The 26502-nt window shown below is 73.1% G+C and carries 23 protein-coding genes and 1 pseudogene; 11 read left to right on the top strand and 13 right to left on the bottom strand.

The annotated features are described in order from the left end of the window. Nucleotides 1-335 precede the first annotated feature (335 nt). Nucleotides 336-1997: an APC family permease gene (locus tag LUZ64_RS28015; RefSeq protein ID WP_095583154.1), complete on the top strand. Its 1662-nt coding sequence runs from the start codon at nt 336-338 to the stop codon at nt 1995-1997. Between the two features lie 263 nt (nt 1998-2260). Continuing rightward, nucleotides 2261-3064 carry a maleylpyruvate isomerase family mycothiol-dependent enzyme gene (locus tag LUZ64_RS28010; RefSeq protein ID WP_095583153.1) on the top strand — a complete coding sequence of 268 codons (804 nt, stop codon included), beginning with the start codon at nt 2261-2263 and terminating at the stop codon, nt 3062-3064. Nucleotides 3065-3089: 25 nt separating this feature from the next. Here the strand turns inward: LUZ64_RS28010 and LUZ64_RS28005 are convergent, their stop codons facing one another. The 6 genes and pseudogenes from LUZ64_RS28005 to LUZ64_RS37835 form a co-directional block, all read right to left on the bottom strand. Beyond that, nucleotides 3090-4424, bottom strand: coding sequence for a hypothetical protein (locus LUZ64_RS28005; protein ID WP_095583152.1), 1335 nt, complete (start codon nt 4422-4424; stop codon nt 3090-3092). Further along, nucleotides 4421-5506: a GNAT family N-acetyltransferase gene (locus tag LUZ64_RS28000; protein WP_232398899.1), complete on the bottom strand. Its 1086-nt coding sequence runs from the start codon at nt 5504-5506 to the stop codon at nt 4421-4423. Before LUZ64_RS28000 ends, LUZ64_RS28005 begins: the two co-directional genes overlap by 4 nt. Nucleotides 5507-5577: 71 nt before the next feature. Continuing rightward, a complete protein-coding gene (locus tag LUZ64_RS27995; RefSeq protein ID WP_232398898.1) occupies nt 5578-6375 on the bottom strand; it encodes a class I SAM-dependent methyltransferase in 798 nt (265 codons plus the stop codon). A gap of 49 nt (nt 6376-6424) precedes the next feature. Then, on the bottom strand, nt 6425-7357 hold the full coding sequence (locus LUZ64_RS27990) for an LLM class flavin-dependent oxidoreductase (RefSeq protein ID WP_095582726.1): 933 nt from the start codon (nt 7355-7357) through the stop codon (nt 6425-6427). Between the two features lie 58 nt (nt 7358-7415). Next, nucleotides 7416-8336, bottom strand: coding sequence for a DUF6002 family protein (locus LUZ64_RS27985; protein ID WP_143593302.1), 921 nt, complete (start codon nt 8334-8336; stop codon nt 7416-7418). Between the two features lie 40 nt (nt 8337-8376). Next, nucleotides 8377-8778, bottom strand: a pseudogene (locus LUZ64_RS37835) (DUF6002 family protein); the annotation flags it as partial. Nucleotides 8779-9022: 244 nt separating this feature from the next. On the opposite strand from LUZ64_RS37835, the gene LUZ64_RS27980 reads away from it, so the two are divergent. Next, the gene (locus tag LUZ64_RS27980) at nt 9023-10273 is read left to right on the top strand and encodes an MFS transporter (RefSeq protein ID WP_232398896.1); all 1251 of its coding nucleotides are present in this window, start codon (nt 9023-9025) and stop codon (nt 10271-10273) included. Nucleotides 10274-10322: 49 nt separating this feature from the next. After that, nucleotides 10323-10868, top strand: coding sequence for a YbaK/EbsC family protein (locus LUZ64_RS27975; protein ID WP_095582722.1), 546 nt, complete (start codon nt 10323-10325; stop codon nt 10866-10868). 127 nt (nt 10869-10995) lie between these two features. Here the strand turns inward: LUZ64_RS27975 and LUZ64_RS27970 are convergent, their stop codons facing one another. Beyond that, nucleotides 10996-12399 (bottom strand): amino acid permease, encoded by a 1404-nt coding sequence (locus LUZ64_RS27970; RefSeq protein ID WP_095582721.1) that lies wholly within the window; start codon nt 12397-12399, stop codon nt 10996-10998. 461 nt (nt 12400-12860) lie between these two features. Here LUZ64_RS27970 and LUZ64_RS27960 point away from each other — a divergent pair, with 461 nt between their 5' ends. From LUZ64_RS27960 to LUZ64_RS27930, 7 genes are all read left to right on the top strand, one after another. Continuing rightward, nucleotides 12861-14363 carry a SulP family inorganic anion transporter gene (locus tag LUZ64_RS27960; protein ID WP_095582720.1) on the top strand — a complete coding sequence of 501 codons (1503 nt, stop codon included), beginning with the start codon at nt 12861-12863 and terminating at the stop codon, nt 14361-14363. 124 nt (nt 14364-14487) lie between these two features. Then, nucleotides 14488-15339, top strand: a complete 852-nt coding sequence (locus LUZ64_RS27955) for an SAM-dependent methyltransferase (RefSeq protein ID WP_095582719.1) — start codon at nt 14488-14490, stop codon at nt 15337-15339. Nucleotides 15340-15447: 108 nt separating this feature from the next. After that, the gene (locus tag LUZ64_RS27950; protein WP_095582718.1) at nt 15448-16482 is read left to right on the top strand and encodes an SIS domain-containing protein; all 1035 of its coding nucleotides are present in this window, start codon (nt 15448-15450) and stop codon (nt 16480-16482) included. A gap of 259 nt (nt 16483-16741) precedes the next feature. Next, nucleotides 16742-18688 carry a M6 family metalloprotease domain-containing protein gene (locus LUZ64_RS27945; protein WP_095582717.1) on the top strand — a complete coding sequence of 649 codons (1947 nt, stop codon included), beginning with the start codon at nt 16742-16744 and terminating at the stop codon, nt 18686-18688. Between the two features lie 292 nt (nt 18689-18980). Continuing rightward, complete coding sequence (locus LUZ64_RS27940; RefSeq protein WP_095582716.1) at nt 18981-19730, top strand: HNH endonuclease family protein; 750 nt, start codon at nt 18981-18983, stop codon at nt 19728-19730. Nucleotides 19731-19986: 256 nt separating this feature from the next. Next, on the top strand, nt 19987-21093 hold the full coding sequence (locus tag LUZ64_RS27935; RefSeq protein ID WP_095582715.1) for a PP2C family protein-serine/threonine phosphatase: 1107 nt from the start codon (nt 19987-19989) through the stop codon (nt 21091-21093). Nucleotides 21094-21227: 134 nt separating this feature from the next. Beyond that, nucleotides 21228-22292 (top strand): chitinase, encoded by a 1065-nt coding sequence (locus tag LUZ64_RS27930; RefSeq protein ID WP_095582714.1) that lies wholly within the window; start codon nt 21228-21230, stop codon nt 22290-22292. Nucleotides 22293-22504: 212 nt separating this feature from the next. On the opposite strand, the gene LUZ64_RS27925 is transcribed toward LUZ64_RS27930, so the two are convergent. The 6 genes from LUZ64_RS27925 to LUZ64_RS27905 form a co-directional block, all read right to left on the bottom strand. After that, complete coding sequence (locus LUZ64_RS27925) at nt 22505-23524, bottom strand: protein-L-isoaspartate(D-aspartate) O-methyltransferase (protein WP_095582713.1); 1020 nt, start codon at nt 23522-23524, stop codon at nt 22505-22507. A 93-nt stretch (nt 23525-23617) separates the two neighbouring features. After that, nucleotides 23618-24031, bottom strand: coding sequence for a lasso peptide biosynthesis B2 protein (locus tag LUZ64_RS27920; RefSeq protein WP_095582731.1), 414 nt, complete (start codon nt 24029-24031; stop codon nt 23618-23620). Nucleotides 24032-24036: 5 nt separating this feature from the next. Continuing rightward, a complete protein-coding gene (locus LUZ64_RS27915; RefSeq protein WP_095582712.1) occupies nt 24037-24327 on the bottom strand; it encodes a PqqD family peptide modification chaperone in 291 nt (96 codons plus the stop codon). Further along, nucleotides 24267-24887 (bottom strand): asparagine synthase-related protein, encoded by a 621-nt coding sequence (locus LUZ64_RS37830; protein WP_170116831.1) that lies wholly within the window; start codon nt 24885-24887, stop codon nt 24267-24269. Before LUZ64_RS37830 ends, LUZ64_RS27915 begins: the two co-directional genes overlap by 61 nt. After that, nucleotides 24826-26076: an asparagine synthase-related protein gene (locus tag LUZ64_RS27910; protein ID WP_170116830.1), complete on the bottom strand. Its 1251-nt coding sequence runs from the start codon at nt 26074-26076 to the stop codon at nt 24826-24828. The genes LUZ64_RS37830 and LUZ64_RS27910 overlap by 62 nt, the downstream gene beginning before the upstream one ends. A gap of 161 nt (nt 26077-26237) precedes the next feature. After that, entirely contained in the window at nt 26238-26366 is a 129-nt protein-coding gene (locus tag LUZ64_RS27905; RefSeq protein WP_107426651.1) for a lasso RiPP family leader peptide-containing protein, read from the bottom strand. Between the last annotated feature and the right edge of the window lie 136 nt (nt 26367-26502).

Raw genomic sequence — 26502 nt, 5'->3', positions numbered from 1 at the left:
GTTTGGATCCGCCCCTCGAATTACCGTACGATGACGGGCGTCGCTATTGCGTCCTCGGCGATCTCGTCGCCGACGGCCGGGGAGAATCGCCCGCACGAATTTCCCCGGGCCCGTCACGCAAATCCCGGTGTGTGCTCCCGGGGGCCCGATGTCGGCAAAGCCGACGGGGCCGGTATTTCAGCGAGGGTGGCTGAACTCACTCAGTACGCACTCAGTCCGGAAATGGCGCCGTCGGTCGGCGCGAGCCAAAGCAACAGGTGTGGCAGCCGTACGACCGGAGGGTCGCTCGACGCTGCCTCCAGACCTTGTCTCCTGGCAGAACGGAAAAGCACGTCGTGGATCTGAGCGCGGCCAATCGAAAAGGCCTCAGCCTCTTCGCCCTGATCATGATCGGGCTGGGGTCCATCTTCGGCTCCGGCTGGCTCTTCGGAGCCGGTCAGGCCGCTCAGGTCGCGGGCCCCGCCGCCCTGGTCGCCTGGGTGATCGGTGCCGTCTTCATCGGCATGATCGCCATGTCGTACGCCGAGGTGGGCGCCGCCTACCCGCTGCCGGGGGCCATGGCCAGGTTCGGCTCCATCTCGCACGGCCCGGTGCTGGGCTTCATCACCGGCTGGGCGGTGTGGATCGCGACGGCCTCCCTGATCCCCATCGAGTCCATCGCCGGTACCCAGTACATGGCCTCCTGGAACTTCGGCTGGGCCCAGGGCCTGGTCTCCGACGGCCGCCTCACGGGCACCGGCATGGCGGTGGCCCTCCTCCTGACCGTCGCCCTCTGGCTGGCCTGCTACTGGTCGGTCGCGCTGCTGGCCCGCGCCAACAACCTCCTGACCCTGGTCAAGTTCGCCATCCCGGTCCTCGCGGTCGGCGCGCTCATCGCCTCCGGCTTCCACACCGAGAACTTCACCGGCCACGGCGGCTTCGCCCCCAACGGCTGGTCCGCCGTGCTCACCGCGGTCACCGCCTCGGGCGTCGTCTTCGCCTTCAACGGCTTCCAGGCCGTCGTCAACCTCGGCGGCGCAGCCAAGGACCCGGGCCGCGCCATCCCGCGCGCCCTCGTCGGCGCGCTCGTCCTCGGCCTCGTGATCTACCTCGCCCTCCAGGTCGCCTTCCTCGGCGCCGTCCCGCCGGAGCGGCTCGCCGAGGCCGGCGGCTGGAGCGGCATCAACTTCGCGTCCCCCTTCGCCGACCTCGCCAAGCTGCTGATGCTGCACTGGGTCGTCACGATGCTCCAGTTCGGCGCCTTCATCTCGCCGTCCGGCGCCAACATCGGCAATGTCGCCTCGGCCGCCTACCTGGCCCAGAACCTCGCCGAGACCGGCTTCTTCCCCAAGAAGATCGCCGAGGTGCACCCCCGCTACGGCGTCGCCCGGCCCGCTATGTGGCTGAACCTCGGCTTCTCCGTACTGCTGCTCCTCACCATCGGCCACAGCTGGGAGGCCCTGGCCAGCGTCGTCTCCGCCGCGATGGTCGTCTCCTACCTCATGGGCCCCATCGCCGTCGGCGTCTTCCGGCAGACCAAGCCCCACCTGCCCCGCCCGTTCCGCCTCCCCGCGGCCAAGGTGCTCTGCCCCCTCACCTTCGCCTTCGCGGCCTGCGCCCTGTACTGGTCGAAGTGGCCCAACACCGGCAAGGTCGCCCTCCTCACCCTGATCTCCGTGCCCATCGCCGCGCTGGTGCTGCGCCGCAAGGGCGAGACCGACCTGCGGAAGCAGTTCGCCCCGGCCTGGTGGATGGTCGGCTTCCTGCTGTGGATGTCCCTGCTGTCCGCCCTCGGCGGCGAGGAGTTCGGCGGCCACGGAGTGCTTCCGAGCGGTGTCGACACGGCGCTGGTCGGGGTGTCGGCCCTGGGCTTCTACTTCTGGGCGGTACGGGCGGGAGTACGGGCTCATGAGGCGGGGCTGCCGGCTCCGGATCCGCTCGGGGACGTGGCGGAGCCGGTGGTTGCCGGTCCGGAAATCCCCCGGCAGGGCAGCCCGGCCGGGACGACGGTCGCGTAGGGGCGGATCTTTTCCCCTACCCGCCCCTTCCCGAATGTCCTCAAACGCCGGACAGGCTGATTTTCAGCCTGTCCGGCGTTTGAGGACCCGGGTCCGGGGCGGGGCCCGGGTTCGGGAAGGGGCGGGGCCGGGGAACAGGCTGCCCGCAGGGCGCGCCCCGGCCCGCCCGCCGGCCGCCGAGGCCCCTGTGGCAGGCTGCCTCCAAGACGCCCGCGGGTCGGACCGCCGGGCCGGGAGCACCAGGAAGCGCGGCGAAACGCACCATGTCGAACCCCTCGGGCAACGCGTCGGCCCCCGCCGTCCACCGCGAGGCCGTCACCGCCGAGACCGCCGCGTTCGTGGCGGCGGTCAAGGGCGCGGACCTCACCCTCCCGGTGCCCGGCTGCCCCGGCTGGACGCTCGCCGACCTCGTCAAGCACACCGGCGGCGTCCAGCGCTGGTTCTCCGTCCTCCTGCGCGGACGCATCCAGGAGCCGCCGCGCGGCCGCGACGTGGAACTGCGGCTCCCGGCGAACGAGGACGGCTACCCGGACTGGCTGGCGGACAGCGCCGCCGAGGCCGCCGACGCCTTCGCCGGTCTCGACCCGGACGCGCCCATGTGGGCCTGGGGAGCCGACCAGCACGCCAGGTTCTGGATCCGGCGGATGCTGTTCGAGACGCTCGTCCACCGCACCGACGCGGAACGCGCCCTCGGCCTCCGGCCCGTGATCGACCGCGACCTCGCCACCGACGGCGTCGACGAGTTCCTCGTCAACCTTCCCCACGCCGCGTTCTTCGCCCCCAAGGTGGCCGACTTGCGCGGTGACGGCGAGACCCTGCGCTTCCGGTGCGCCGACACCGACGGCGACTGGCTCGTCCGCCTCCGGCCCGACGGCTTCGGCGTGGAGACCACCGGCCCGGACCCGGAGGGCACGCGCACCGCCGTCGCCGCCGGCGTGACCGTCCAGGGAGCGGCCGCGGATCTGCTGCTGTTCCTGTACGGGCGCCTCGGCCCCGGCCCGGACGCCCTCCGGGTGGACGGGGACGGGGAACTGCTGGCGCGCTGGTCCGCGAACTCCGCGTTCTGACCCGCGGCACGGGACCCCGCGCACGTCAGCGACCGGCCACCAGGACGTTGATCAGGGCCCCGTGGCCGTACATGCTGACGATGCCGCTCTCGCCCGAGGCGAAGTAGCGGACCAGGCATCCCGCCGGCTTCCCGGCCACGACGTACGGGCCGAGGAGCGGGGCGATCGTCGCGGGCCGGGTGCCGGACCCCGTGCCGTCCGTCACCACCGCCGCGCACCGCCCCGCCTCCACGTACTCCTGGGCGATGCTGTCCTCCTCGCGCAAGGCCCGCCCGACGGCGCGCTCCCACACCGCGGGGCCGGTGGACGGCCCCAGGAGCACGCCGTCGCCGCACATCCCGACGGCCTTCTTGAGCACGAAGCACGCCCGCCGGCGCACCAGCAGCTCACCGAGGTCGTGTCCCCGGCCGCGCCAGACGACGCGGCGCTCGCGGACGACCCGGGTCCAGGGGAGGTACCGGCGGACCAGCTCCCGGTCGGCGCCCGTCATCCAGGGCAGCCCCTCCGAGATCCACCCGAGGACCTTCTTGTTGGAGATCAGGAAGGCGGTCTGCGGCGCGAGGAAGAGGCACCCGGCGTCGAGCGCCCGGCGCACCGGCGCCAGGTCGATGCCGTGCCCGCGCCACTCGGTGACCGTGAAGTGCCGCAGGCCCACGGGGAACCGGAAGCCGCCTCCGGGGTCGTGGCCCCCGTCCAGCTCCTCCGGCTCGAAGAACTCGGCCCGGAATCCGTGCCGCCGCAGGTGCCCGACCTCGACGTCGAAGTAGCGGGCGCTGCCCACCCCGGGCAGGTCGCGGACGGTGCCCAACAGGGCGACGGCCGGCGGCACCCCCAGCTCCTCGCAGACGGCGGCGAAGAGCCGGCGGCGCGCCCCGAACAGCGAAGGGCCGTCGAAGGGCACGCCACCGGGGCCGTACACGCGGCGCCAGGCCCGCGTCATCATGTGGGTGTGCACGGCGCCGCCGACCGCCCCGCCGACGTTGAACTCCAGGAACCGCGGACCGTCCGCCCCGATCACCGCGTCCGGACGGGCCATGCAGCCGCAGTAGCGCTCCTCCAGCCGGTCGTCGGTGAACAGGGGGTGCAGCGACTCGTCCACGCCCAGCGCGGCCATCCGGTGCCGCGCCGTGGGCCCGCTCGCCAGCAGGGCGCGGCGGAGGAGGTCCAGCAGCCGCGCGGCCGCGCCGTACAGCTCCGCGGCGGCGCGCGGGGGAACGAGCAGCGGCCGGGCCGACACCAGCTCCTCGTGGAAGCCCAGGTCGCGCATCTCCTCGCGGAGGACCTCGCGGACACCGGCCGGGCCGAGCCGGGCGGGGACGTCCGGAGCGTACGAGCCGAACCAGGGGTGGTGCTCCGTCATGGCCCGTCCCCCTCGTACCCGGCGGTGTCGCTCAGGAAGGCGTCCAGCGGGACGTGGCGGGCGCGGCGGACACCCGGGCACCGCCAGGCCAGTCCGGTGCGGGGCGGCCGGTCCGCGTCGTGGAAGTACAGGGCTTCGAGGCCGTCGCCGGCACAGGCGATCACCGGGTTCGCCACCAGGAGGTCCCGCACCCCGGGGGTGTCCCGCTCGACGCGCAGCACCAGCCGTTTGCCGCCGAAGTGGTCGTCCGGCAGCAGGCACAGCGGGTGGAAGCGCTGTTTGAACTGGAAGATCCCCTTGCTGAGGAAGGGCTCGCACCCGGACAGGTCGACGTGGTCAAAGCCGTGCGCGCCCGCCCACTCCAGCGTGAAGTGCGTCAGCGCTCGTACGGCGCCGTCCGCGTAGTACCGCTCGGCGCCGTCGAGGACGCCGAGCAGCCGCATGGTCAGGACGCGGTGCCGCCGGGTTCGGGCGCACAGCACTCCGGCCACCCGGGTGCCGTTCTCGACCAGGAAGAAGAGGATCCCCTGGCGGAAGAGGCATTCGTAGGCGAGGGCGGCGGGCAGGCCGCGGGCCGCCTCCCCGTGCCGGCGGCGCATGGTGGGCAGGTGCATCCGCTCGTAGAAGTGGTCGAAGGCGTACGGGCCGGTGCCGGTCTCCCACGTCCACCCCCGGGCGGCGCGACGGGCGCGGAAGGTGCGGAGCTCGCGCGCGGAGATCCGGGCGCGGAGGGCTTCGGGGCCGTCGCCGACCGGGACGACGAGCCGTACCCGGAAGGGAAGCACGACCGTGGCCGGGCCCGGCGCGGGAATCCGCCGGGCCGGGAGCCCGGACAGCCGGACGTCCACGGGCGCGCCGTGCCGTTCGCCGGGCCGTGTCCGCACGGTCTCCACGCCCCGCTGCCGGAGGAACGGCAGGACGTGGCGCGAGCCGTCACCCAGCCCCTCGTAGCACAGCCGCACCGGGCTGTGCGGCGGTGAACAGGCAATGAAGGGGCGCCGGGCGAGCACGGCGCCGTCCCACCGGACGCGTACGGCCGCGAGCCGGGGATCGGTGTCCCACGCGTACCGCGCCCGCAGCACCGCGCGGAGCGGTGCCGGCGCCCTGGCCGGGGCGGGCGCCGGGGGGCGGGGGCCGGGGAGGCCGGGCGCCGTCACCGCGCGCCCGCCCGGGCTCCGGGGGCCCGGTGGCCGTAGACGGACACGCAGCACGGGCTGTCGGGGCTCATCGGCGACCCCTTCCAGTCGGCCGTGCGGGCCAGCGGGACCAGCCCCGCGGCCGCGGCCATCAGGTCCAGCTCCCCGGGCCACACGTAGCGGATGACCGACCGGTACGAGACGGCGTCGCCGTCGGTGACGGCCACGGTGCGCCGTTCCATCACCTGGGTCACCGGGTCGCAGTCGACGACGGAGAAGCGGAAGCGGTCCGCTCCGGTGTGGAAGTGGCGGACGGAGACCCCGGGGGAGACCCCGGCGGGCATCTGGTGCTCGACGACGAGACGCCCGCCGGGCGCCAGGTGTCGGGCGGCGACGGCGAGGCACGCGGCCTGCCGGGCCTGGTCGGGGAGGCAGAAGAGGCTGTTGAAGACGGAGTAGACGAGGGTGAACCGGTGGCCCAGGTCGCAGTCGGCCATGTCCGCGAGCACGGCGCGCACCAGGTCCCCGCCGGGTTTGCCGCGCAGCCGGCGCAGCATCTCCGGCGAGCTGTCCACGCCGTGGACGCGGAGGCCGCGCCGCGCGAGCGGTATGGCGATACGGCCGGTGCCGACGCCCAGTTCGAGGGCCTCGCCGTCGCCTCCGAGGTCTGCCAGGGCCGCCACCGCCGCGTCGCCGTCGGCGAACCCCGGGGGATACCAGTCGTCGTAGACCTCGCCGAAGGTCCGGCCGTAGTCGCCGCTGCCGTGGCCGTCCGGCTCCCGGCCGGGTGGCGGGGTCTCCTCGTCCGCTTCCACGTCCGCCGTCTCCTTCCCGGTGCTTCCTCCGTGCGTCATGTGGCCGCCGTCAGCCGTTCTCCCCGCCCCGCCGCGGACCCCCGGGCGGTTTGAGCCGCTCGATGTGCGGGAGCGCGGCCGCGACGACTTCTTCGAAGGCCGTGGCGTCCCCTGCGAACACCCCTGACGGGCGGGGCCGGTGGAGGACCAGGTCGGTGAAGCCCAGCGCGGCGCACTCCCCGGCGAAGCCGAGCAGCCGGTCCACGGAATCCGTGAGTCCGGGGACCAGCCGGCTGCCGAGCACCATGCGGTCGACCTCGGCGGGGGCGCGGCCCACCTGTGCGCAGGCCTCCCGGAACAGGGCGGACTGCCGGGCCAGGAGGGGGAGCACGTCGGCCTCGGGGAGCTCGCCCGGCCCGGTGTCCGTGCCGTGGGTCACCCAGGACTGTCCGTACCGCCCCGCCAGGCGCATGCCGCGCGGTCCGGTCGCCGCGATCGCGAGGGGGACACGGGGCCGCTGCACACAGCCGGGGACCGTACGGGCGCCCCGGGCGGTGTAGACGTGTCCCTCGTGGTCGGTGCGGTCCTGGCTCAGCAGCCGGTCGGTCAGGGAGACGAACTCCTCGAAGCGGGCGGCCCGCCGGGCGGGGGAGAGCGGCGGGGCGCCGAGCGCGCGGGCGTCGGAGCCGGCCGCCCCGGCGCCGAGACCCGCGACGATCCTGCCGTCCGCGATGTGGTCGAGCGTCATGAGTTCCTTGGCCAGCACCACCGGGTGACGGAAGTTCGGGGTGGCGACCAGGGGTCCCAGCCGGACGCGGGTGGTGACCGCGGCGACCGCGGCCAGCAGCGGGACCGCGCCGAACCACGGCGCGTCGCGCAGCGAGCGCCAGGAGAGGTGGTCGTAGGTCCAGGCGTGGTGGAAGCCGAGCTCCTCGGCGCGCAGCCAGTGCCGGCGGGCCACCGGCCAGGGGTGTTCGGGAAGGATGACGATCCCGACGCGCATCCTCGCCGCCTCCTTCCGTCTGTATCCCGAGGACCTCCGCGCCCCGCGGTCGTCCTGCCTAGGCCGCCGCCGCGGTGTGGAGCGCGTCGGCGACGTCGGCGACGCCGCCCACGGTCCGCAGCGCGGCGGGCGGCAGCGGCGTGAAGTCGTCGGCCGTGTAGGAGCCGGAGCAGTGCACGACGACCTCGTCGGCCTCGACCAGGCCGCGCTCGACGGCGAGCAGCGTGCCCGTCACCGCCATGACCAGCGACCACTCGCGCAGCCGCGCCGGGTCGGCCGGCAGGTGTACCCCGGAGGGCGCCACCAGGGCGCGGACCCGCTCGTACAGCGCGACGCACTCGTGCCGTGAGACGACCATGCCCCCGCCGCCCCGGGCCCGGACGATCCCGCTCATCGCGGGGGCCGTGGCGGGCGACTTCGTGTAGAAGGTGGGGTCGATGGCCTCCGCCGGGTCGTCCGTGACGGAAGGGAAGCGGGGGTTTCCGTCCTGGGTGAAGAGCCCGCTCCCGGGGTCCTCGCCGTACTTGGGGAACCCGCCGTCCCCGTGCAGGTCGAGCACCATGTCGGGGGTGGCGAGGTGCTGGACAAGGAGGTACCCGGTCGCCGGACGGGCGGCGCCGGAGCCCGCCTTCTCCTCGGCGAGGAGCCTGGTGCCCAAGTGGTGGCCGAGGAGGCCGAACGCGCTGGACACCGCGTGGGAGTGCCAGCGGACGCCGTCCGGCGGCGGCAGGTACTCGTCCTCGAAGTAGGCCCTCACGGTGTCCGCGGCGCGGTAGTTGTCGAGGTCGAGGGTGTGCCAGACGCGGACGCCGGTCAGGTGCCGGACGCGGGCCGCGACGTCCCCGGCGGCCTCGCTCGCCAGGGCCTTGACGGCCGCGCCGGGGCCGGCGTGCACCAGCACCGGATTGCGGCGGCGCAGCTCCGGGTCGTCGGAGAGCCGGGACCGCCACACCTTGTGGGCGGACTCCTCGGGGACCACACAGGCGACGCGCAGCCCCCCCGCGGCGGACCAGGCCGTGGTCGACGGCGCGCAGGACGGCGTCGCGCAGCGCGGTGGCCTTGTTCGCGGAGGAGGGGGTGAGGAGCATCAGGGGCTCCCCGGTCTCGCGCACATGGTGCGCGGCGCGTGCCACGATGACCAGCGAGGCCATGGTCTTGGTCGTTCTCGTCCCGGGGTTGCGCATCAGGTCCAGCAGGGTGAGCCGCACGCCGTGGTGCTCTCCCGCCCCGGCCGCCGCCAGGCCGGATACGGACAGGTAGTCACGCAACCGGTCGGTCGGGGGAGGCAGGAGAGGGCCGGGGGAGAAGTCCTCCCGGCCGTCGGCGCGACGGCTCTCCGCCACCCGGTGGAGCGCCGTCTGGACGCGGTCGTAATAACGGCTGAGCGCATTGTCCAGAACCGTCGGCCCGTGTGCTCCCATCGGTCCCTCCCGTACCGCCGGACCCCATGGGCCGACTCGCCGGAACGTCCTTGAGCATGTCCGTTCACCCATGCTAGACCCCGTAATGTCCCTCTCCTGGGGTTACGGAGAAGCCGGTGAGAACTGGCCGGAAAATGGTTCTCTGCCCGAAAGTTCCGGTCTCCCCGCTCGGGAGGCGACGCACACTGGCGGGGTGAGTCGCTCATCCGGACGGCCCGCACCGCCGTCACCACCCTCCGCACCCGTGCCCCCGGACGCCCCGGCCCCACTGCGCGACCGGAACTTCCAACTCCTCTCCTGGGCCCGGACGGTGTCCGTCCTCGGTAACGGATTCGCCCGCGTGGCCCTCGCGTTCGCCGTGCTCGGCCTGCCCGGCGCCACCCCCGGGAAGCTCTCCCTGATACTGGCCTGCCAGCTGCTTCCCCAGCTGCTCTTCGTCCTGCCCGGCGGCGTCATAGCGGACCGAATACCCCGCGTACGCCTCATGGCCGTCGCCGAGACCACCGGCGCGCTCGCCTACGGCGGCCTCGCCGTCATGACGCTCACCGGACACGCGCCGCTCCCCGCCATGGCCCTGCTCGCCGCGACGGCGGGGACGGCCACCGCGCTCTTCTCCCCGGCGATGACCGCCGTGGTCCCGGAGATCGTCGCCCGCGACCGGCTGGCGGAGGCCAACGCCCTGCTGCGGATGGGCACGAACGTCGCCATGGTGCTCGGTCTGGCGCTGTCCGGGACGGTCGTGGCCTGGGCCGGGGCGGGCTGGGCACTGGCCCTCGACGCGCTCTCGTTCCTCGCGAGCGCCGTGCTGATCGCCGGCATCCGGCCGGCCCGGGCCCACCACCGGCGCGGCGGGACCGGGTGGGCCGACCTCCGGGACGGCTGGCGCGAGTTCGCCTCGCGGCAGTGGCTGTGGGTGGTGGTGGCCCAATACGCCTTCGTCGTCGCGGCCGTCAACGCCACGGTGGGTGTCCTGGGTCCGCTCGCGAGCGGGCGGAGCCCCGCCGGGGCGCGCGAGTGGTCCCTCGTCGTCGCCGCGCAGGCGGTGGGCACGCTCGTGGGCGCCGCCGCGGCGATCCGGCTCCGCGCGCGGCGGCCCCTCCTCGTCGCCGTCCTGGCCACCTTCCCGGCGGCGGCGCCCATGGTGCTGCTGGGCGCGGACGCCCCGGTCTGGGTGACCGCGGTGGCGGCGTTCGCCGCCGGCGTCTCGGGCGACGTCTTCGGGGTCCTGTGGGCGACGACGCTGCAACGCGAGGTGCCCGCCGACTCCCTCTCCCGGGTCAGCGCCTACGACTGGTTCGGCTCCCTCGCTTTCGCCCCGCTCGGCCTGCTGGTGGCCGGTCCGGTCGCCGCGGCGACCGGACCCCGGCCGGCGCTGCTGGGCTGCGCCGCCCTCGTCGTCCTCGCCACCTCGGCGGCCCTGCTCTCCCCGCAGGTGCGCCGCTTCCCGGCCGGGCGCCGGGCGGTACGGGCGGGTGCCGGGCGGGCCGGGGCATGACCCACCCCTCGGCCGCCGCCCGGTGGGGCCGGTGCGGTTGGATGGCTCCATGAACACCACGCTCGAGGTATGCCCCGCCCTGTCCCGGACCGATCTGATGGCCCCCGCCGTCGCCGCCGCCCTCGGCGGCTGGACCGAGCCGGCCGCTGCCCAGGTGGAGATCGCCGGCATCGACCCCGCGCTCTCCGACACGGTCGAGTTCTGCGAGGCGTACGGCGTGGCCCTGGAGGACTCCGCCAACTGCGTGGTCGTCGCCGCCAAGCGGGGCGGGGAGACGAGCTACGCGGCCTGTGTCGTCCCGGCCACCGGCCGTGCCGACGTCAACGGCCTGGTGCGGCGTCACCTCGAAGCCCGCAAGGTGTCGTTCGCGCCCATGGACACCGTCCTGTCGGCCACCGGCATGGAGTACGGCGGCATCACCCCGGTCGGGCTCCCGGCGGGCTGGCCGATCCTGGTGGACCCCGCGGTCGCCGCCCACCCCAAGCTGGTGGTGGGATCCGGGATCCGCGGCTCCAAGCTCTGGGTCCCCGGGCCGCTGCTCGCCGGACTGCCGGGCGCCCACGTCCTCCCGGGGCTCGGCGTTCCGGTCGGGTAGGGCACACCGGCTCCTCCCGGGCCCGCGTACGCCGAAGTGCCGCGCGGGCCCGCGTACGTACGCCGAAGGCCGGTCACCCCTCCCCGCACGGGGAGGGGTGACCGGCCTTCGTGGCGGGTGGCGGCACTCAGCGCCGCGCGGCCGCCCGCTGCTGGACGTAGCCGACCAGGGCCAGGGCCAGTGCCAGGCCGCCCGTGGAGTACAGCTGGACGCGGGTGTCGGTCTCCAGGCCCATCAGGACCAGCGCGCCGACCACACCGGCCAGCGTCACCCAGGTCAGATACGGGAAGGCCCACATCCGCACCACCAGCAGCTCGGGCGCCTCGCGCTCCGTCCGGCGGCGCAGCAGCAGCTGCGAGGCGGCGATGAAGCCCCACACGATCAGCACCACGCCGCCGACCATGTTCAGCAGCCAGGCGAAGACCGTGGTGGGCCACCAGTACGACAGCAGGACGGCGAAGAAGCCGAACGCGGACGACGCCAGCACCGCGCGGCGCGGCACCCCGCCGGAGACCTTGGCCAGGGCCTTCGGGCCCTGACCGCGCGACACCAGCGAGTAGGCCATGCGCGAGGAGCCGTAGATGTTGGCGTTCATCGCCGACAGCAGGGCGATCAGGACGACCACGTTCATGATCTGACCGCCGGCGGGGACGCCGAGGCGGTCGAGCACGGCCGCGTACGGACCGTTCTCCGTGACGGTCTTGTCGTTCCACGGGATCAGCGTGACGATCACCAGCATCGAGCCGACGTAGACGATGCCGATGCGCCACATCGTCGTCTTCACGGCCTTCGCCACACCGGTGACCGGGTTCTCGGACTCGGCGGCCGCGATGGTCACCGTCTCCAGGCCGCCGTACGCGGCGAGGGAGGCCAGCAGGCCGATGAGCAGGCCGTCCATGCCGTTGGGCAGGAAGCCGCCGTCGTGCAGCAGGTGCGACGCGCCCGGGGAGTCGCTGCCGGGCAGTACGCCCATGACCGCGAGGACGCCCAGGATCAGGAAGGCCGCGATGGCGGCGATCTTCAGCGCGGCGAACCAGAACTCGAACTCGCCGAAGTTGGAGACCGCGGCGAGGTTGCTGCCGCAGAAGAACGCCATGAAGATCAGCACCCACATCCAGGACGGGGTGCCGGGCAGCCAGCCCTGGACGATGTGGGCCGCGCCGATCGCCTCGATCGCCACGCCCACCACCAGCAGGGTCCAGAACATCCAGCCGGCGGTGAAGCCCGCCCACCGGCCGATCGCGCGGTCGGCGTGCACGGAGAAGGAGCCCGAGACCGGGTTCGCGGCGGACATCTCACCGAGCATGCGCATCACGAACATCACGAGCAGCCCGGACACGGCGTAGGCCAGCACGATGGACGGGCCGGCCGAGGCGATGCCGGCGCCGGAGCCCACGAAGAGGCCCGCGCCGATGACACCGCCGAGGGCGATCATCGAAAGGTGCCGCTGCTTGAGTCCGTTCGACAGCGGGGAGCCCTGCTGCGGGGAGGTCTCGGTCGGCGGGGGAGGGGACGGGACTGTCCGGCTCATGGTCGTACCTGTCCAATATGCGAGATCGGGGGTTACGAGTATGGGCAAGCGGACGAAGACTCGATCCGCCTGTCCGATATTCGGACGATCGCCTTACGCAGCGTGATCGTCCCGCACCAGAGCTTCGGCAGGGCCCGTGGCGGCCGGGTCGGCCCGGGGGCCTGCATGGCGCGAACCTCTCACGCGTCACACCCGCCCCACCAGTGGCGATCACGTCGTTGAGCCCGCCAAGTGGCCGGATTCGTACGCTCGATCGCGCCGCCCGAACCGGCGGTAAGGATGTGGAGCCGAGCAGTCCGCCGCTCGGCTCCGGGGGAGGCCGGGAAAAACGGGCCGTATGAGGACCGACGGCCCTATGAGGACCGACGGTAAAGTTGCCCGGTGCCGGTCACGCCCGGCCCCCTCACCGTGCCCGGCCGACGAGGCCCCGGGCGGAGCCCGATCCCGACAGGTACCTCTCCTTGCCCTCCTCCATATCGTCCCGGGGCGCGCGGTGGCGCGGCTCCCGTCCGTCCTGGCTCGCCCCGAAGGTCCTGCGCACCGAGGTCCTGGCCGGCCTCGTCGTGGCGCTGGCCCTGATCCCCGAGGCGATCTCGTTCTCGGTGATCGCCGGGGTCGCCCCGAGCGTCGGCCTCTTCGCCTCGTTCACCATGGCGGTCACCACCGCCGTCGTGGGCGGCCGACCCGCCATGATCTCGGCGGCGACCGGGGCCGTCGCCCTCGTCATCGCGCCCCTCAACCGGGAACACGGCCTGGGGTACCTGATCGCCTGTGTCGTCCTCGCCGGTGTCTTCCAGATCGTCCTGGGCGCGCTCGGCGTCGCGAAGCTGATGCGGTTCGTCCCGCGCGGCGTGATGGTCGGGTTCGTCAACTCCCTGGCCATCCTGGTCTTCCTGGCCCAGGTGCCCGAACTGCGGGACGTGCCCTGGGCCGTCTACCCGCTCGTCGCCGCCGGAATCGGGCTGATGGTGCTGTTCCCCAGGATCACCAAGGCCGTGCCCGCGCCCCTGGTCTCCGTCGTCGCCCTCACCGTGGTGACCGTGGCCGCGGGCATCGCGGTGCCGACGGTGGGGGACCGGGGCGACCTGCCCTCGGCCCTGCCGGTCCCCGGCCTGCCGGACGTGCCGCTCACGGTCGGGACCCTCACGACGATCGCCCCCTACGCGCTGGCGATGGCCCTGGTCGGGCTGATGGAGTCGCTGCTGACCGCGCGGCTCGTCGACGACCTCACCGACACCCCCTCCGACAAGAGGCGCGAGTCCATGGGCCAGGGCGTCGCCAACATCGTGACCGGCTTCCTCGGCGGCATGGGCGGCTGCGCGGTGATCGGCCAGACGATGATCAATGTACGGGTGTCCGGCGCCCGCACCCGGCTGTCGACGTTCCTGGCCGGGGCGTTCCTGCTGGTCCTGTGCGTCGTCTTCGGCCCCGTAGTCTCCGACATCCCCATGGCCGCCCTCGTCGCCGTCATGATCATGGTGTCGGTCGCCGCGTTCGACTGGCACTCCGTCGCCCCGAAGACCCTCAGACGTATGCCCGCGGGCGAGATCGCCGTGATGGTCGTCACCGTCGGCTGTGTCGTCGCCACCCACAACCTCGCCGTCGGCGTGATCGTCGGCTCCCTCGCCGCCATGGCCGTCTTCGCCAGGCGGGTCGCCCGAGTCATCCACGTCGAGGCCGCCCTCGCGCCCGGCGGCGAACGGGTCGTCTACACGGTGACCGGCGAGCTCTTCTTCGCCTCGTCCGACGACCTGGTCGGCCGCTTCGACTACGCGGGCGACCCCGGCACGGTCGTCGTCGACCTCTCCGGGGCCCGTGTCTGGGACGCCTCCTCCGTGGCCGCGCTGGACGCGGTCGAGGCCAAGTACGCGCAGCGCGGGAAGACGGTGGAGATCACCGGGCTCGCCGGGGAGAGCGCGAAGCTGCACGGCGCGCTGAGCGGGGAACTCGCGGGCGGCGGGTGACGCCGGGGACCAAGGGCCCGTAAGACTGATCGAACTTGGCCGGTTCGTCCCTGTGATCGTCGTCGGCCGGGTGGAGAGGCTGAACCCGGCCGGTCCCGATCGACGACGAGCGAGGTCAGCACCGATGAGCCAGGACACCAGCACGCCGGGCGCCGGCGAGGACGCGACGCGCCGCTACTACGACTCCACCGACGTCGACGCCTTCTACCGCTCCATATGGGGCGGCGAGGACATCCACACCGGCATCTACCTGCGCCCTGACGAGCCCGTCGCGGCCGCCTCCCGCCGCACCGTCGCACGGGTGGCGGACCGGCTCGCCGACCGGCTCGGCCCCGGCCGCTCCGTACTGGACCTCGGCTCCGGCTACGGCGGGACCGCCCGCTATCTGGCGGAACGCTTCGGCTGCCGCGTCGTCGCGCTCAACCTCAGCGCCGCCCAGAACGCGCACCACCGCGCCACCAACGCCGAGCGCGGCCTGGCCGGCCTCGTCGAGGTCGTCACCGGATCGTTCCACGACATCCCCTTCACCGACGGCCACTTCGACGCCGTCTGCTCCCTGGAAGCCCTCTGCCACAGCGATGACCGCGCCAGGGCGCTGGGCGAGGCGGCACGGGTCCTCGCCCCCGGCGGCGCGCTGGCCTTCACCGACATCATGGCCGCCGAGGACACCCCCGCGGAGGCGCTCCGCCCGGCCGTGTCCCGCCTCGGCGTGGACACACTGGCCACCCCGTCCTCGTACCACCGGCGACTCACCGAACTCGCCTTGACGGACGTCGGCTTCGACGACCACAGCGAGCAACTTCTCACCCACTACACACGGCTGACGGCGGAGACGCACGCGCGCGAGGGGGAGCTCCGGAGGACCGTCAGCGGCGCGTACGTCGACCACCTGCTGGAGAACCTGCCGGTGTGGGCGGAGGCGGCGCGCGGGGGGAAGCTGCGCTGGGGTGTGATGCACGGGCGGCGCGCGGGTTAGCCGGCGGTGGGCTATTTCCAGGAGATGCCCTTGGGGCGGGGCGGGTAAGGGAAAGGCGCCGGACACCGACCGGCACTCCCACCGCACCTTCGACGATGAGGGGCACCCGTGACCACCACCGCCACCCCGCTCCAGCCGATACCCCAGGACTTCAGAGACACCGTCGCCTTCGCGCTCGGCCAGTACGGGGCCGTCCGCGACTTCGCGGCCGGCGCCTTCGCGGCGGGCGTGTCCGGCGTCTTCCTCGTCGGCTGCGGGGGCGCGCTGGCCGACGCCTGCCCGGCGCACTTCCTGCTGGAGGCCGGAGCGCCGTTCCCCGTCCGGTGCCTGACCAGCGCCGAGTTCACCCACCGCCGGCCGGCCACCCTGGGCGAGGGCTCGGTCGTCCTGGTCAGCTCGCACACGGGGACCACCAAGGAGTCCCTCGCCGCCGCGCGCCTGGCCCGCGCGGCCGGAGCCCGCGTCGCCGCCGTCACCCGCGCCGGCGACAGCCCGCTGGCCGGGATGTCCGACGCGGTCTGGACCTACCGGAGCGACGAGACCGTCGTGGCGCCCCGGCAGGTCCTGCTCGGCCAGTTCGCCCACGCGTTCCTCGAAGCGGCCGGCGCGGAGGGGGAAGGTGACCGCGCCACCGTCCGCGCCGCGTACGAGGCGCTGCCCGACGCGCTGTACGCGACGCTGGAGGAGACCGAGGAGCTCAACCACGCCCTCGCCACCGCGCTGGCCGACGAGCCCGTCACCTACGTCCTGGCCTCGGGCCCCCAGTACGGCGAGGCGTACGCCTTCGCCATGTGCCATCTGCTGGAGAAGCAGTGGAAGCACGCCGCCGCCTTCCACGCGGGCGAGTTCTTCCACGGCGCCTTCGAGATCGTCACGGCGGAGCAGGCCGTCCTCCTCTTCCTCGGCGAGGACGCGACCCGCCCGCTGGCCGAACGCGCGCGGGCCTTCCTCGACCGGCACACGAAGAAGGCCCACTACATCGACACGGCGGAGCTGAGGCTCCCGGGCGTGCCCGCGGCGGCGCGGGGGGCGATCGGCCCGCTGGCGCTCGCGACGGTGACGACCCGGTTCTCCCAGCACCTGGAGGCGGTGCGGGGCCACGGTCCGGACAAGCGGCGCTACATGTTCAGGATCGACTACTGACCGATCGCCGGCGGTCCGTCCGAGCGCGACCCTCGGTCGAGCAGGGCCGGACGGCCTTCGGCGGCGCCCCACGAACATCGTGCCTGCACTCTGGCGTCCTGCCGTCCCCCAGCTCTACCTTGGCCACGCTAGGCACACTCGAACAGCTTGTCATGTCCGCATCCGATGACGTTCAGGCAAGAGGTGAGCCGTGTTCCCGCGCCCCAGACGCGCACGCCGATTACGGCGGTCGAGTATCGTCGCCCTGCTCCTCGGCGTCATGGCCGTCGTCGCCGCCGGACCCGCGCGGGCGACGCCCGACGCCCCCCGGGTCCGACCGCCCCTCGTCCAGCCGATCGATCCGCAGAACTGGCGCAACCCCGACGACATGACCTGGGCCGAGTACCGCTCGGTCCCGGGGACGAACTGGGCCGACCCCGATCTCAAGCCCACGAAGCGCACCTTCAAGGGCGCCCTGGTGCTCCTGGACTACCCCGACGAGGAGTTCTCGGTCAGCAAGCCGCCCGGCGCCGCCCGATTCGGGAACCCGCTGCCCAGCGCGTCCGGCATCCCCCGCGCGCGGGTCCCGAAGTTCTACGAGGACTTCCTCAACAAGCCCGGCGCCCTCAACCACGGTCACACCATCAACGAATACTGGATGGAGGACTCCGGAGGCCGCGTCGGCGTGAACCTGACCGCCTTCGGCGTCTACCGCATGCCGTGGAAGTCCTACCAGTACGGCATCGAGCCCGGCATGAACCCCGGCGCCTGCCCGGTCGGCGACTCCTGCGGCAAGGACATCCGCACCGACGGCAAGCGCAACTGGGTCGCCGACGTGGGCGCCGACAAGGCCGCGGAGTTCGACTTCGTCTTCTACCTCACCGCGGGCGTCGACGAGTCCTCCGCCTGGCAGGAGTTCGGCCCGATGAAGTTCGCGTCCCCGCAGGACGTGCCCGCCGCCTGGGGCCCGCCCTCCGCGATCCCCGGCGGGGGCAACGCCGCGAAGACCCGCTACGTGCCGTGGACGTCCTGGCAGGCCGCCGCCCGCATCTGGCCCAACGCCGCGGGCGGCTCGTCCACCCAGGCCGAGAGCTCCGGCATGGCCACCTTCGCCCATGAACTCAGCCACATCCTGGGCATCGGGGACAACTACAACAACCCCTACGGCACTCCGCTGAGCCGCGCCTACACGGGCATCTGGGGCATGCTCTCCCGGGGCTCGTTCAACGGCCCCGGCGGACCGCACACGCGCTGGCAGGTCCCCGCCACCGCCGGCGGCTCCATGGGCGCCCAGCACGTCCTCCGGGACAAGCTCAAACTCGGCATCGTCGACGAGAAGAACGTCCTGCGCCTCGACCGCGACGCCCTCAAGGGCTCCGGCCTCGTCGTCGCCCGCGTCACCGCGCGCTCCGCGCCGCCCGGAGACAAGGGCCTCACCGGCGTCAACATCACCATGGGCCGCGACCTGTCGCCCGCCTGCGACCGCGCCACCGACCCCCTCTGCGACGGCGGGGGTTACGACAACTACACCGTCGAGGTCGTCGACCGCATGGGCATGGACTCCTTCACACCCGACAACGGGGTCCTGCTCAGCAAGACCAAGAACGCGGACCGCGCCCCCTTCGCCTGGGTGATCGACGCGCACCCCGAAGACATCGGCATGGTGGACTTCCTGCGCCCCGACGGCACCCCCCAGAAGATCACCATGGGGGACTACCGGCAGCTCAGCGACGCGCTCCTGCACGCGGGCGCCGACTCCGGCAGCTCGTACGAGTACGTCGACCAGGCCAACCGGCTGCACTTCTACGTCCTCGACATGCGGCGCGACGCCGCCGGGGTGCTGTCCTACAGCGTCGGCGTGAAGTCCCTGGACGGCGCGGGACCGCAGACCCGCGGGCTCGCCCTCGGCCAGGGCAAGGCTCAGGGCCGGCCCACCGACGGACGGGCCGTGTGCACCTTCGCCCTCGCCAACACCGGCCGTGCCGGCGACACCGGTCCGCACCTGTCCTCCGACGTGTACCGGCTGTCGGCCACGGCCGCCGGACGCGGCTGGTCCGCCTGGCTCCCCAACCGGCTCGCCACCACCGAGGCCGGCTCCTCCGTGCCCGTCGAGGTCGCGGTGAACGCCAAGGCGGGCGCCGACCGGGACGGCAAGGTCGTGCTCACCGCGCGCTCCGAGAGCGACCCGAGCAAGACCGCCAGGGCCACCTGCTCCCTGAAGAGGTAGACCGGCGGCCTCCCGATCTCCCCTACGGACCGCGGCCACCGTCCTCACGGGTGGTGGCCGCGCGTCGTCCGTGTCCGGCGGACGCCCCCTTTCCCCTCGCGCGTACGCCGGTGCGCGGGCCCCGAGGGGCGGGATCCCCGTATGCGTCGAGGCGCGGCGGGAAGCCGGTGGTTCCGCTACGGGCCCCGGGCACAGCTTTCCCGGAACGGAGTTTTCCCGCGGGCCCGCAGCGGTTCCGCCGCGATTCCGCGTCGGCGACCGGACGGACCCACGCCGAGGAGATGGGGTTCCGTTGCGCCCTCGTGCCCGTACCCACACCTGTTCCGCTCTCTCCGTACTCTCCCTCCTGCTGCTGGCGGCCCTGGCCGGTTGCTCCAGCGAAGAGGACGAGAAACACCGCTCCGGCAGCGACGCGAAACCGGGCACCGCCCGGGCGGCGCTGGCGGAACTGCCCGTGAAGGCCGCCGCGTCGAAGGAGGGCTACGACCGGGCCAAGTCGTTCGGCCCGGCCTGGTCCGACAAGACGGACGCGCCCGGCTCGGGCAACAAGTGCGACACCAGGAACGACATCCTGCGCCGCGATCTGAAGGACCCCGTGTTCGACGGCGGGAAGAAGTGCGTGATCGCCTCGGGCACCCTGGCCGACCCGTACACCGGCCGGACGATCTCCTTCCAGCGCGGGAACCGGTCCTCCCCGGTGGACATCGACCACGCCGTGGCCCTCTCGGCCGCGTGGCGGACCGGGGCGCAGCAGCTCACCCAGGGAAAGCGTGAGGCCCTGGCCAACGATCCCCTCAATCTGATCGCGGCCGACGGCCCGGCCAACCGGGCCAAAGGCGACAAGGACGCCGCCGCCTGGCTGCCCCCGAACAAGGCGTACGCGTGCCCCTATGTGGCGCGCCAGATCGCGGTGAAGAAGGAGTACAAGCTCTGGGTCACCGCCGAAGAGGGCGCCGCCATGCGGAAGGTCCTCGACACCTGCCCCGCCCACCGCCTCCCGGCGGAGTCCAGCCCGGAGGTCGCGCTGAAGCCGCAGGGCTGAGCGGGCCGCGGCCCGGGACGGCGCGGAGCGGGGACCCTCCGCCCCGATCGCGTACGTCCGAGGCTCCGGACCCGGCGCGTACGTCCGAGGCTCCCGGACCCGGCGCGTACGTCCGAGAGCTCCGGCCCTGCCACGGCGACGCGGGCGCGGGAGCGCCACGGCAACGCGGGGGGGCGGGAGCCCGAAAGCGCGGGGCGGGAGGCGTGTCGGACGCGCCGGAGAGGCACCCGGTGCGCCGGGAAGGTAAGCAGGAGTCATGCGCCTCCAGCTCCGTCCGCCGGGTCTCGGGCAGCCGTGGCGTCACCGCCCCGCGCTGCTCGCCGTACCGTTCGGGCTCATCGTGGTGATCATGGTGCTCGACCTGGTGACCGGCAAGGACATCCAGCTGGGGCCGCTGCTCGTGGTGGCGCCGGCGGTCGCCGCCATGATCGGCGGCGTCAGGCTCACGGCCCTGGTCGGGGTGCTCGCCGTCGGCGCCCAGATCCTCCTCGGCGTGCTGCTCGGCGGGGTGGCGACGGCCAACCGCCAGACGCAGATCGTGGCACTCTTCCTGGTCTCGCTCTTCGTCGTGGCCTTCAGGGCCGTCCACGAACGGCACGAACGGGCCCTGGACCGGGTCCGCTCGGTCGCCGACGTCGCCCAGAAGGTCCTGCTCCGGCCGCTCCCGGACCGGGTCGGCGCGCTGCGGATCGCCTCCGTCTACGTCGCGGCGGAGGCGGAGGCGCAGATCGGCGGCGACCTCTACGCGGTGGCGCCCGGGCGGTACGGGACGCGCTTCCTGATCGGGGACGTGCGCGGCAAGGGCCTGCCCGCCGTCGGCGACGCCGCGCTGCTGCTCGGCGCCTTCCGCGCGGCCGCCCACCGCAACCCTCCGCTGGCGCGGCTCGTCGCGCACCTGCACAACGCCGTCTACTGGAACACGGTGGAGCCCACGGGCGCGCCCGACGACGGCGAGAGCTTCGTGACCGCCGCGATCCTGGAGGTCCCGGCCGACGAACAGCTGGTCAGGCTGATCAGCTGCGGTCACCCGCCGCCGCTGCTCCTGCGCGAGGGGAAGGTCACCTTCCTGACGGCGGGGGACCCGGCGCTCCCGCTCGGGGTGGGCGGCGAGCTGGCGGAGGGCGACTACGCGTCCGAGACGTTCGCCTACCGCGGCGGCGATGTGCTCCTGCTCTACACGGACGGCGTCGTCGAGGCGCGCGACTCCCACGGCGCCTTCTACGACCTCGCCGGGAACGTGGCGGCCTGGAACGAGACCGATCCCCCGCGGCTCGTCAGGCTGATCCACGAGAGCCTGCTCGCCCACGCGGGAGGTTCCCTCGACGACGACGCGGCGTTCGTCGCCGTCGAACGCCGCGCCTGAGCCGCGCACACTTCCCTAACTTGGTCCAGACCTATTGACGGCCCGTCCGGCCGCTCCGACGATTGCCCCCTCCGGATGTCATCGCGCCCCGGTGCGGTCGGGCGCGGCCGGAGGCGAGCGTGGAGGGGATGTCGATGGGAAACAGCGTCTTCGGCAGAACGGCACGTCTGCTCGGGGCCGGTCTGGCCCTGGCCTTTCTCGCGCAGCCGCCCGCCGACGCGGCGGCGGGCCCGACCAAGGAGGAGACCTGCGCGGTCAAGCCGAAGCCCGCGGGCAAGGTGCTCCAGGGGTACTGGGAGAACTGGGACGGCGCGGCCAACGGCGTCCACCCGCCGTTCGGGTGGGCTCCGATCACCGACGCCCGTTTCCGCGACCACGGCTACAACGTGCTCAACGAGGCCTTCCCCGTCATCCGCCCGGACGGCACAGTCCTGTGGGAGGACGGGATGGACGCCACCGTGAAGGTCGCGACCCCGGCCGAGATGTGTCAGGCCAAGGCGGCGGGGGCCACGATCCTCATGTCCATAGGCGGCGCGGCCGCCGGGATCGACCTCAACTCCAGCACCGTCGCCGACCGCTTCGTCGAGACGGTGGTGCCGATCCTCAAGGCGTACAACTTCGACGGCATCGACATCGACATCGAGACCGGCCTCACCGGCGGCGGCGACATCACCAAACCGTCGGCCTCGCAGGCCAACCTCATGCGCATCATCGACGGCGTGCTCGCCCGGATGCCCTCCGGCTTCGGCCTCACGATGGCGCCCGAGACCGCCTATGTCACCGGCGGCAGTGTGACGTACGGGTCGATCTGGGGCGCGTACCTCCCGATCGTGAAGAAGTACGCGGACAACGGCCGCCTGTGGTGGCTGAACATGCAGTACTACAACGGCAACATGTACGGCTGCTCCGGTGACTCGTACTCCGCGGGGACGGTGAAGGGGTTCACCGCCCAGACCGACTGCCTGAACAAGGGCCTCGTCGTCCAGGGCACCACGATCAAGGTCCCGTACGACAAACAGGTCCCGGGCCTGCCGGCACAACCGGGTGCCGGGGGCGGGTACATGACCCCCAACCTGGTGTCGCAGGCGTGGAACACCTACGGGGGCGGCCTGAAGGGGCTGATGACGTGGTCGGCCAACTGGGACGGCTCTAGGGCGTGGAGCTTCGGAGACAACGTCAAAAGACTGCAGGGCCGCTGAGCCGCAGTCCCGGCCTGGCCACCATGGGAAACCGCGGTGGCCGGGCCGGGTGAGGCCGGTGTGAGGCCGGGAGCCTCGGCGCGGTCGCCTCGCAATGCTGATCCGAGGCCAAGACGACTCCCAGGACCGCAGGCAGGAGTCCACGGCTCAGAGGGCCGACGGACGAGGTGAGCTGACGCCCGGTTCTGTTTCCGAGTCTCGCTCCGGCGTCGCTACCGTGCCAGTCGGAGGTCCCAGCCGGAGACGTCGCCTTCCGTATCGAGGGTCAGGCTCGCGGTGTAGGTGTCGGGGGCGGGGCGGCCGGCGTCCTCCCATGCGGTGAGCCGGCCCCGCAGAAAGGTCAGCGACGTCGAGTCCGCCGCGTCGGCGGTGATGGTGCCGTCCTGCTGGATCACGGCCGCGGTGTCGCGGGTCGAGTGCCCGAGGCCGATGACGTCGGCCTTCAGCTCGGTCATCGTCAGCCGAGAGCCGGTGGTGGCCAGCCACACGCGCAGGCTGGACCAGTCGATCTCCTCGCCCTTGTACCGCTCGGTGTGACCGGGCTCCCGCAGGCGGTCGAGGACCCCACGTGCCCCGGAGTTCTGCCAGTCGTCCTGCTCGCGCCAGGCGATCGACACCCACGAGGTGGCCGGGACGCGGCTCTCCCAGTCGACCCACCGTGCCGGGACCGAGAAGTCGCTGCGGGGAGAGGAGCCGGTCTCGATGTAGGAGCCGGGGAAGATCGATTCGACGCTCGGCTGCCCGTCGCTGATGCGGATCACGGCACCGATCGCCAGGTTCGGCACGGCCGTGATCGGCAGCGTGGCCACGATCAGTCCGCCGTCCTTGACCTGGTTCACCCACGCCTTCGGCAGCAGCGGAGGCGTGCACCAGCCCACCATGCGGTCGTAGGGCGCCCGGCCGGGATAGCCGGCGGTGCCGTCCACGGCGTAGCAGCGGATGTTGCTCACTCCGCGCTCGGCGTGGATGTGGTTGGCCCACCGCGTGAGGTACGGGTCGATGTCGAGGCTGGTGACCATGCCGGTCGGCCCGACGAGTTCGGCGAGCAGGCCCCCGGAGAGGCCTGAGCCGGTGCCGACCTCGGCGACGTTCATGCCCATGTGGACGTCGAGTGCTTCCAGCTCCCGGTGGATGAAGACCGGGTTCGTGCGGTGGATGGTCGCGCCCCTGGCCTTGTGGTGGGTGTAGTGCTGCTCGGGGACTCTCTCAGCGGCGGCAGCGACGGGGGTCATTAGTTCACTCCTTCGTGGAAGGGTCAGGACGCGTTCCTCAACTGCTCCGAGTGAGTGAGGGACACGCGTCAACGGGGCGCCGAGTTGACGCGCTCAGATGACGAGAGCGGCGTAGTGGTGCCATCCGGCCTCGGTGTATTCGCCAACCGGTCCGCCGCCGGGAATCGCTGTCCACGCGTGGTATTCGGTGGGTGGCGGGGAGAACCGCACCCCCAGGCACCAGTCCAGGCGTCGGCCGAGGAGGGCTGCGGCCAGGACCGTCCCGAGCGAGATTTCCGCGCACGCCGCCCGGACCGGCCAGAGCCGGCCGGTGTGCCGGACGGCGGCGACGAGGGCCTCCGCTCTGTCGGGTGCTATCGCCCGGCGGCCGGCACGGTGGGCGAGGCGGACAGCGCGGACGGTGTAGCGGAAGGGCACCGCCAGGAGCACCAGAGCCAGGGCGAGGCCCGTGGCTGCCGCCAGGCGGTCACGGAAGGGGCCGGTGCGGATGGTGGCGTACGACTCCATGGTGGTCACCGCCACCACCCCCACCAGCGGGTCCGGGATACGGGTTCCCCCGCGATGCCCCGCGTGGTGAGGGCGGCGGCGACGGCGCGGACATCGGCGAGGGCCCGCTCGGGGCTCAGACCGTAGCGGGTGCCGTACTGCTCGGCGGCCCGGTCTTCGCTGCCGCTGGCGGTGAGGAGCAGCACCGCTGCGGCGGCGGTCGGCGTGAGGTAGACCCAGCGGCCGGTCCGCTCGTTCAGGATGGCTCCGCCTTCGTCCGTGAGGACAGGGTGGGAGCCTTCACGCAGCTGCCACACAACCGGTCACCTCCCACCGGGCCCCGGCATGTTCGAGCTGCCGCAGCCACACTTCGGTCACGACCGCCACATGCAAGGCACCTTGGGCGGTGGTCCGGCCGACTGCCGCACGAGCGAGCATCGCCCCCCACCGGCCCGTCGGCCACCAGGCCCATGGCGCCCAGGCGCGAGGACGGGCCGAGCAGGCGGCGGAGGGCGGGGGCGTGCTGGACGAGCCCGGCGTAGGAGAGCGCGTTGAAGCCGCCCTTCGTGGCCCGATCGAGGACGAAGTCAGGCAGCACGTCGGTGCCCGCGAAGGCTTCGGCCAGCAACGGCTTGTACCGTCCTGGCGTCCCGCGCTGGTCAGCCGGCACGGCCAGGCAGGCCCTTCGGACTTCGTTGTCCAGGTACGGGGCGGCGATCTCGATGCCGTGCTCGTCGAGGGCGAGGGTGCGCCAGCCGCTGGTGTCCGCTCCGATACGGGCGAGGTCCTGGCTGTCCGTCCACGCCGCCAGCCGCTCAGGCGGCTTCGTCAGTTCGTCGGCCGCCGCAGCGAGGGCGTCGGCGAGCCGGTGACGCACGCCGGGGCTGATAGTCGGCCGTGGCCAGCAGCGGCGTCCACGCGATCGGACGGCGTGCTTGGGGCACCCACTGCCTCGGCGCCTCACGCAATTCGGCGGCGGCCTGGCGCCAGCCGTCCGCCAGCCCGGTACGGGCCGCAGGCCGGGCCCGGCCCAGCACCGACCACACGGAGGTCTGCCGCAGTCGCGCGTGGCCTTGGGCGTGGTGCAAGGCTCGCGGGTGCTGCCGTTCACGCAGCAGATCAGCCAGGTACGACGGGGAGGCGGACAGCAGCCCGTCTCCGGCGACGCCCGTCAGGTGCACGCCGGGCGCCGTCTGATGGGCGATCACGGTGTCCAGGACAGTTCGCTTGACCGCCGCCGAGACCGCGAACGCGTTCGGTGTGTCGGTGAACGGGAGGGCAGACACGTCGTCCAGTCCCGCGTAGTAGACCGTCTCCTGCGCGCCGGGCACCTTGTAGTGACGCAGCCGGGGCACCACGGCGGCCGTCCGCTGCGCATAGGCCAGATCGTCGTCCCGCAGCCGCTCATCGGCGAACGTCACCGCTGTCACCGGCCGGTGCCGGGCCGCCAGGCAGGCCAACGTGGTGGAGTCCAGGCCCGCGAGGTCCGCGCTCACCGGGCGGCCGTCCATACGGACCGCGATCGCCTCGGCCAGGGCCGCCCGCACCGTCGGCGCCGCGTCGCGCAGGCTCACCGGCTCGTACTCGGCGGGTTCGTAGCGGACGGTCCGGGCACCCTCGGGGGTGATCTGGAGCAGGTGCCCGGTGGGTACCCTGTTCACGCTGCGGAACAGGCTACGGGAGGCCAGGACGTCGGGCTGACCGAACGCCAGGTGCGCCGCGAGCGCGATGGGATCGGCCGGTGCCCCGTCCAGCGCGGCGAGGGCGGTGGCAGAGGTCGCCCACCAGGTCCCGGCCGCCTCCCGCCGGAAGTAGACCGGGTGCTGCGCCGACAGATCGCCGATCACCGCCAGCGTCGGGCCGCTGCGGGCCACCACCAGGTAAGAGCCGGGCCACCGTGTCAGCGCTTGCCACCGCTGCGCCCGCACGACAGGCAAGGCTTCCTCCAGTTGCCGGTCGCCGGCCCCGCACACCCCGATCACGGCCAGCGCCACCGCCCCCGCCCCGGCCGTGCGGACCTGGTCCTCGGGCCAGCCGACCGTCCACGTCTCGCCCAGCGCGGTCACCGGACGCCCTGCTCGGGGCTGCCGACCGGCCGGGCCGCTCTCCCATCCCGTGCACCACCGCATCGTGAGCCTCCTGACTCCCTCGTCCTCAAGACCGGACATGACCTGCAAAGGCCCGGGGCCGGGCGCGGCGAATACCGCGCCCGGCCCCGGCAGGTGGATCAGGTGCCCTGCTTGTACTGGGTGTCGTCGACGGTGTCGAAGTTCTGGTTGCCGAGCGTCACCTCCACGACAGCTCCGGCGTCCAGGACGACCGGCGCGGTGTAGGCCGGGGACTGGGTGATCTCCATCGATTCCTCCTTCGTCGCTTCGCCGTCCCGTGCACCACCTCATGGGCACACGGCCAACGGGGTTACGCCGCCCCCTCAACGGCCCGGGAGGACCGCGCTTGTGGGCGCTCAATCAGTGAACTGCGAGGGCGAGTTG

This window comes from Streptomyces albireticuli, from assembly GCF_021228125.1.
Classification (GTDB): Bacteria; Actinomycetota; Actinomycetes; order Streptomycetales; family Streptomycetaceae; genus Streptomyces; species Streptomyces albireticuli.
The sequence above is the reverse complement of the archived record's forward strand: the minus strand, read 5'-3'. Positions and strand labels throughout refer to the sequence as shown.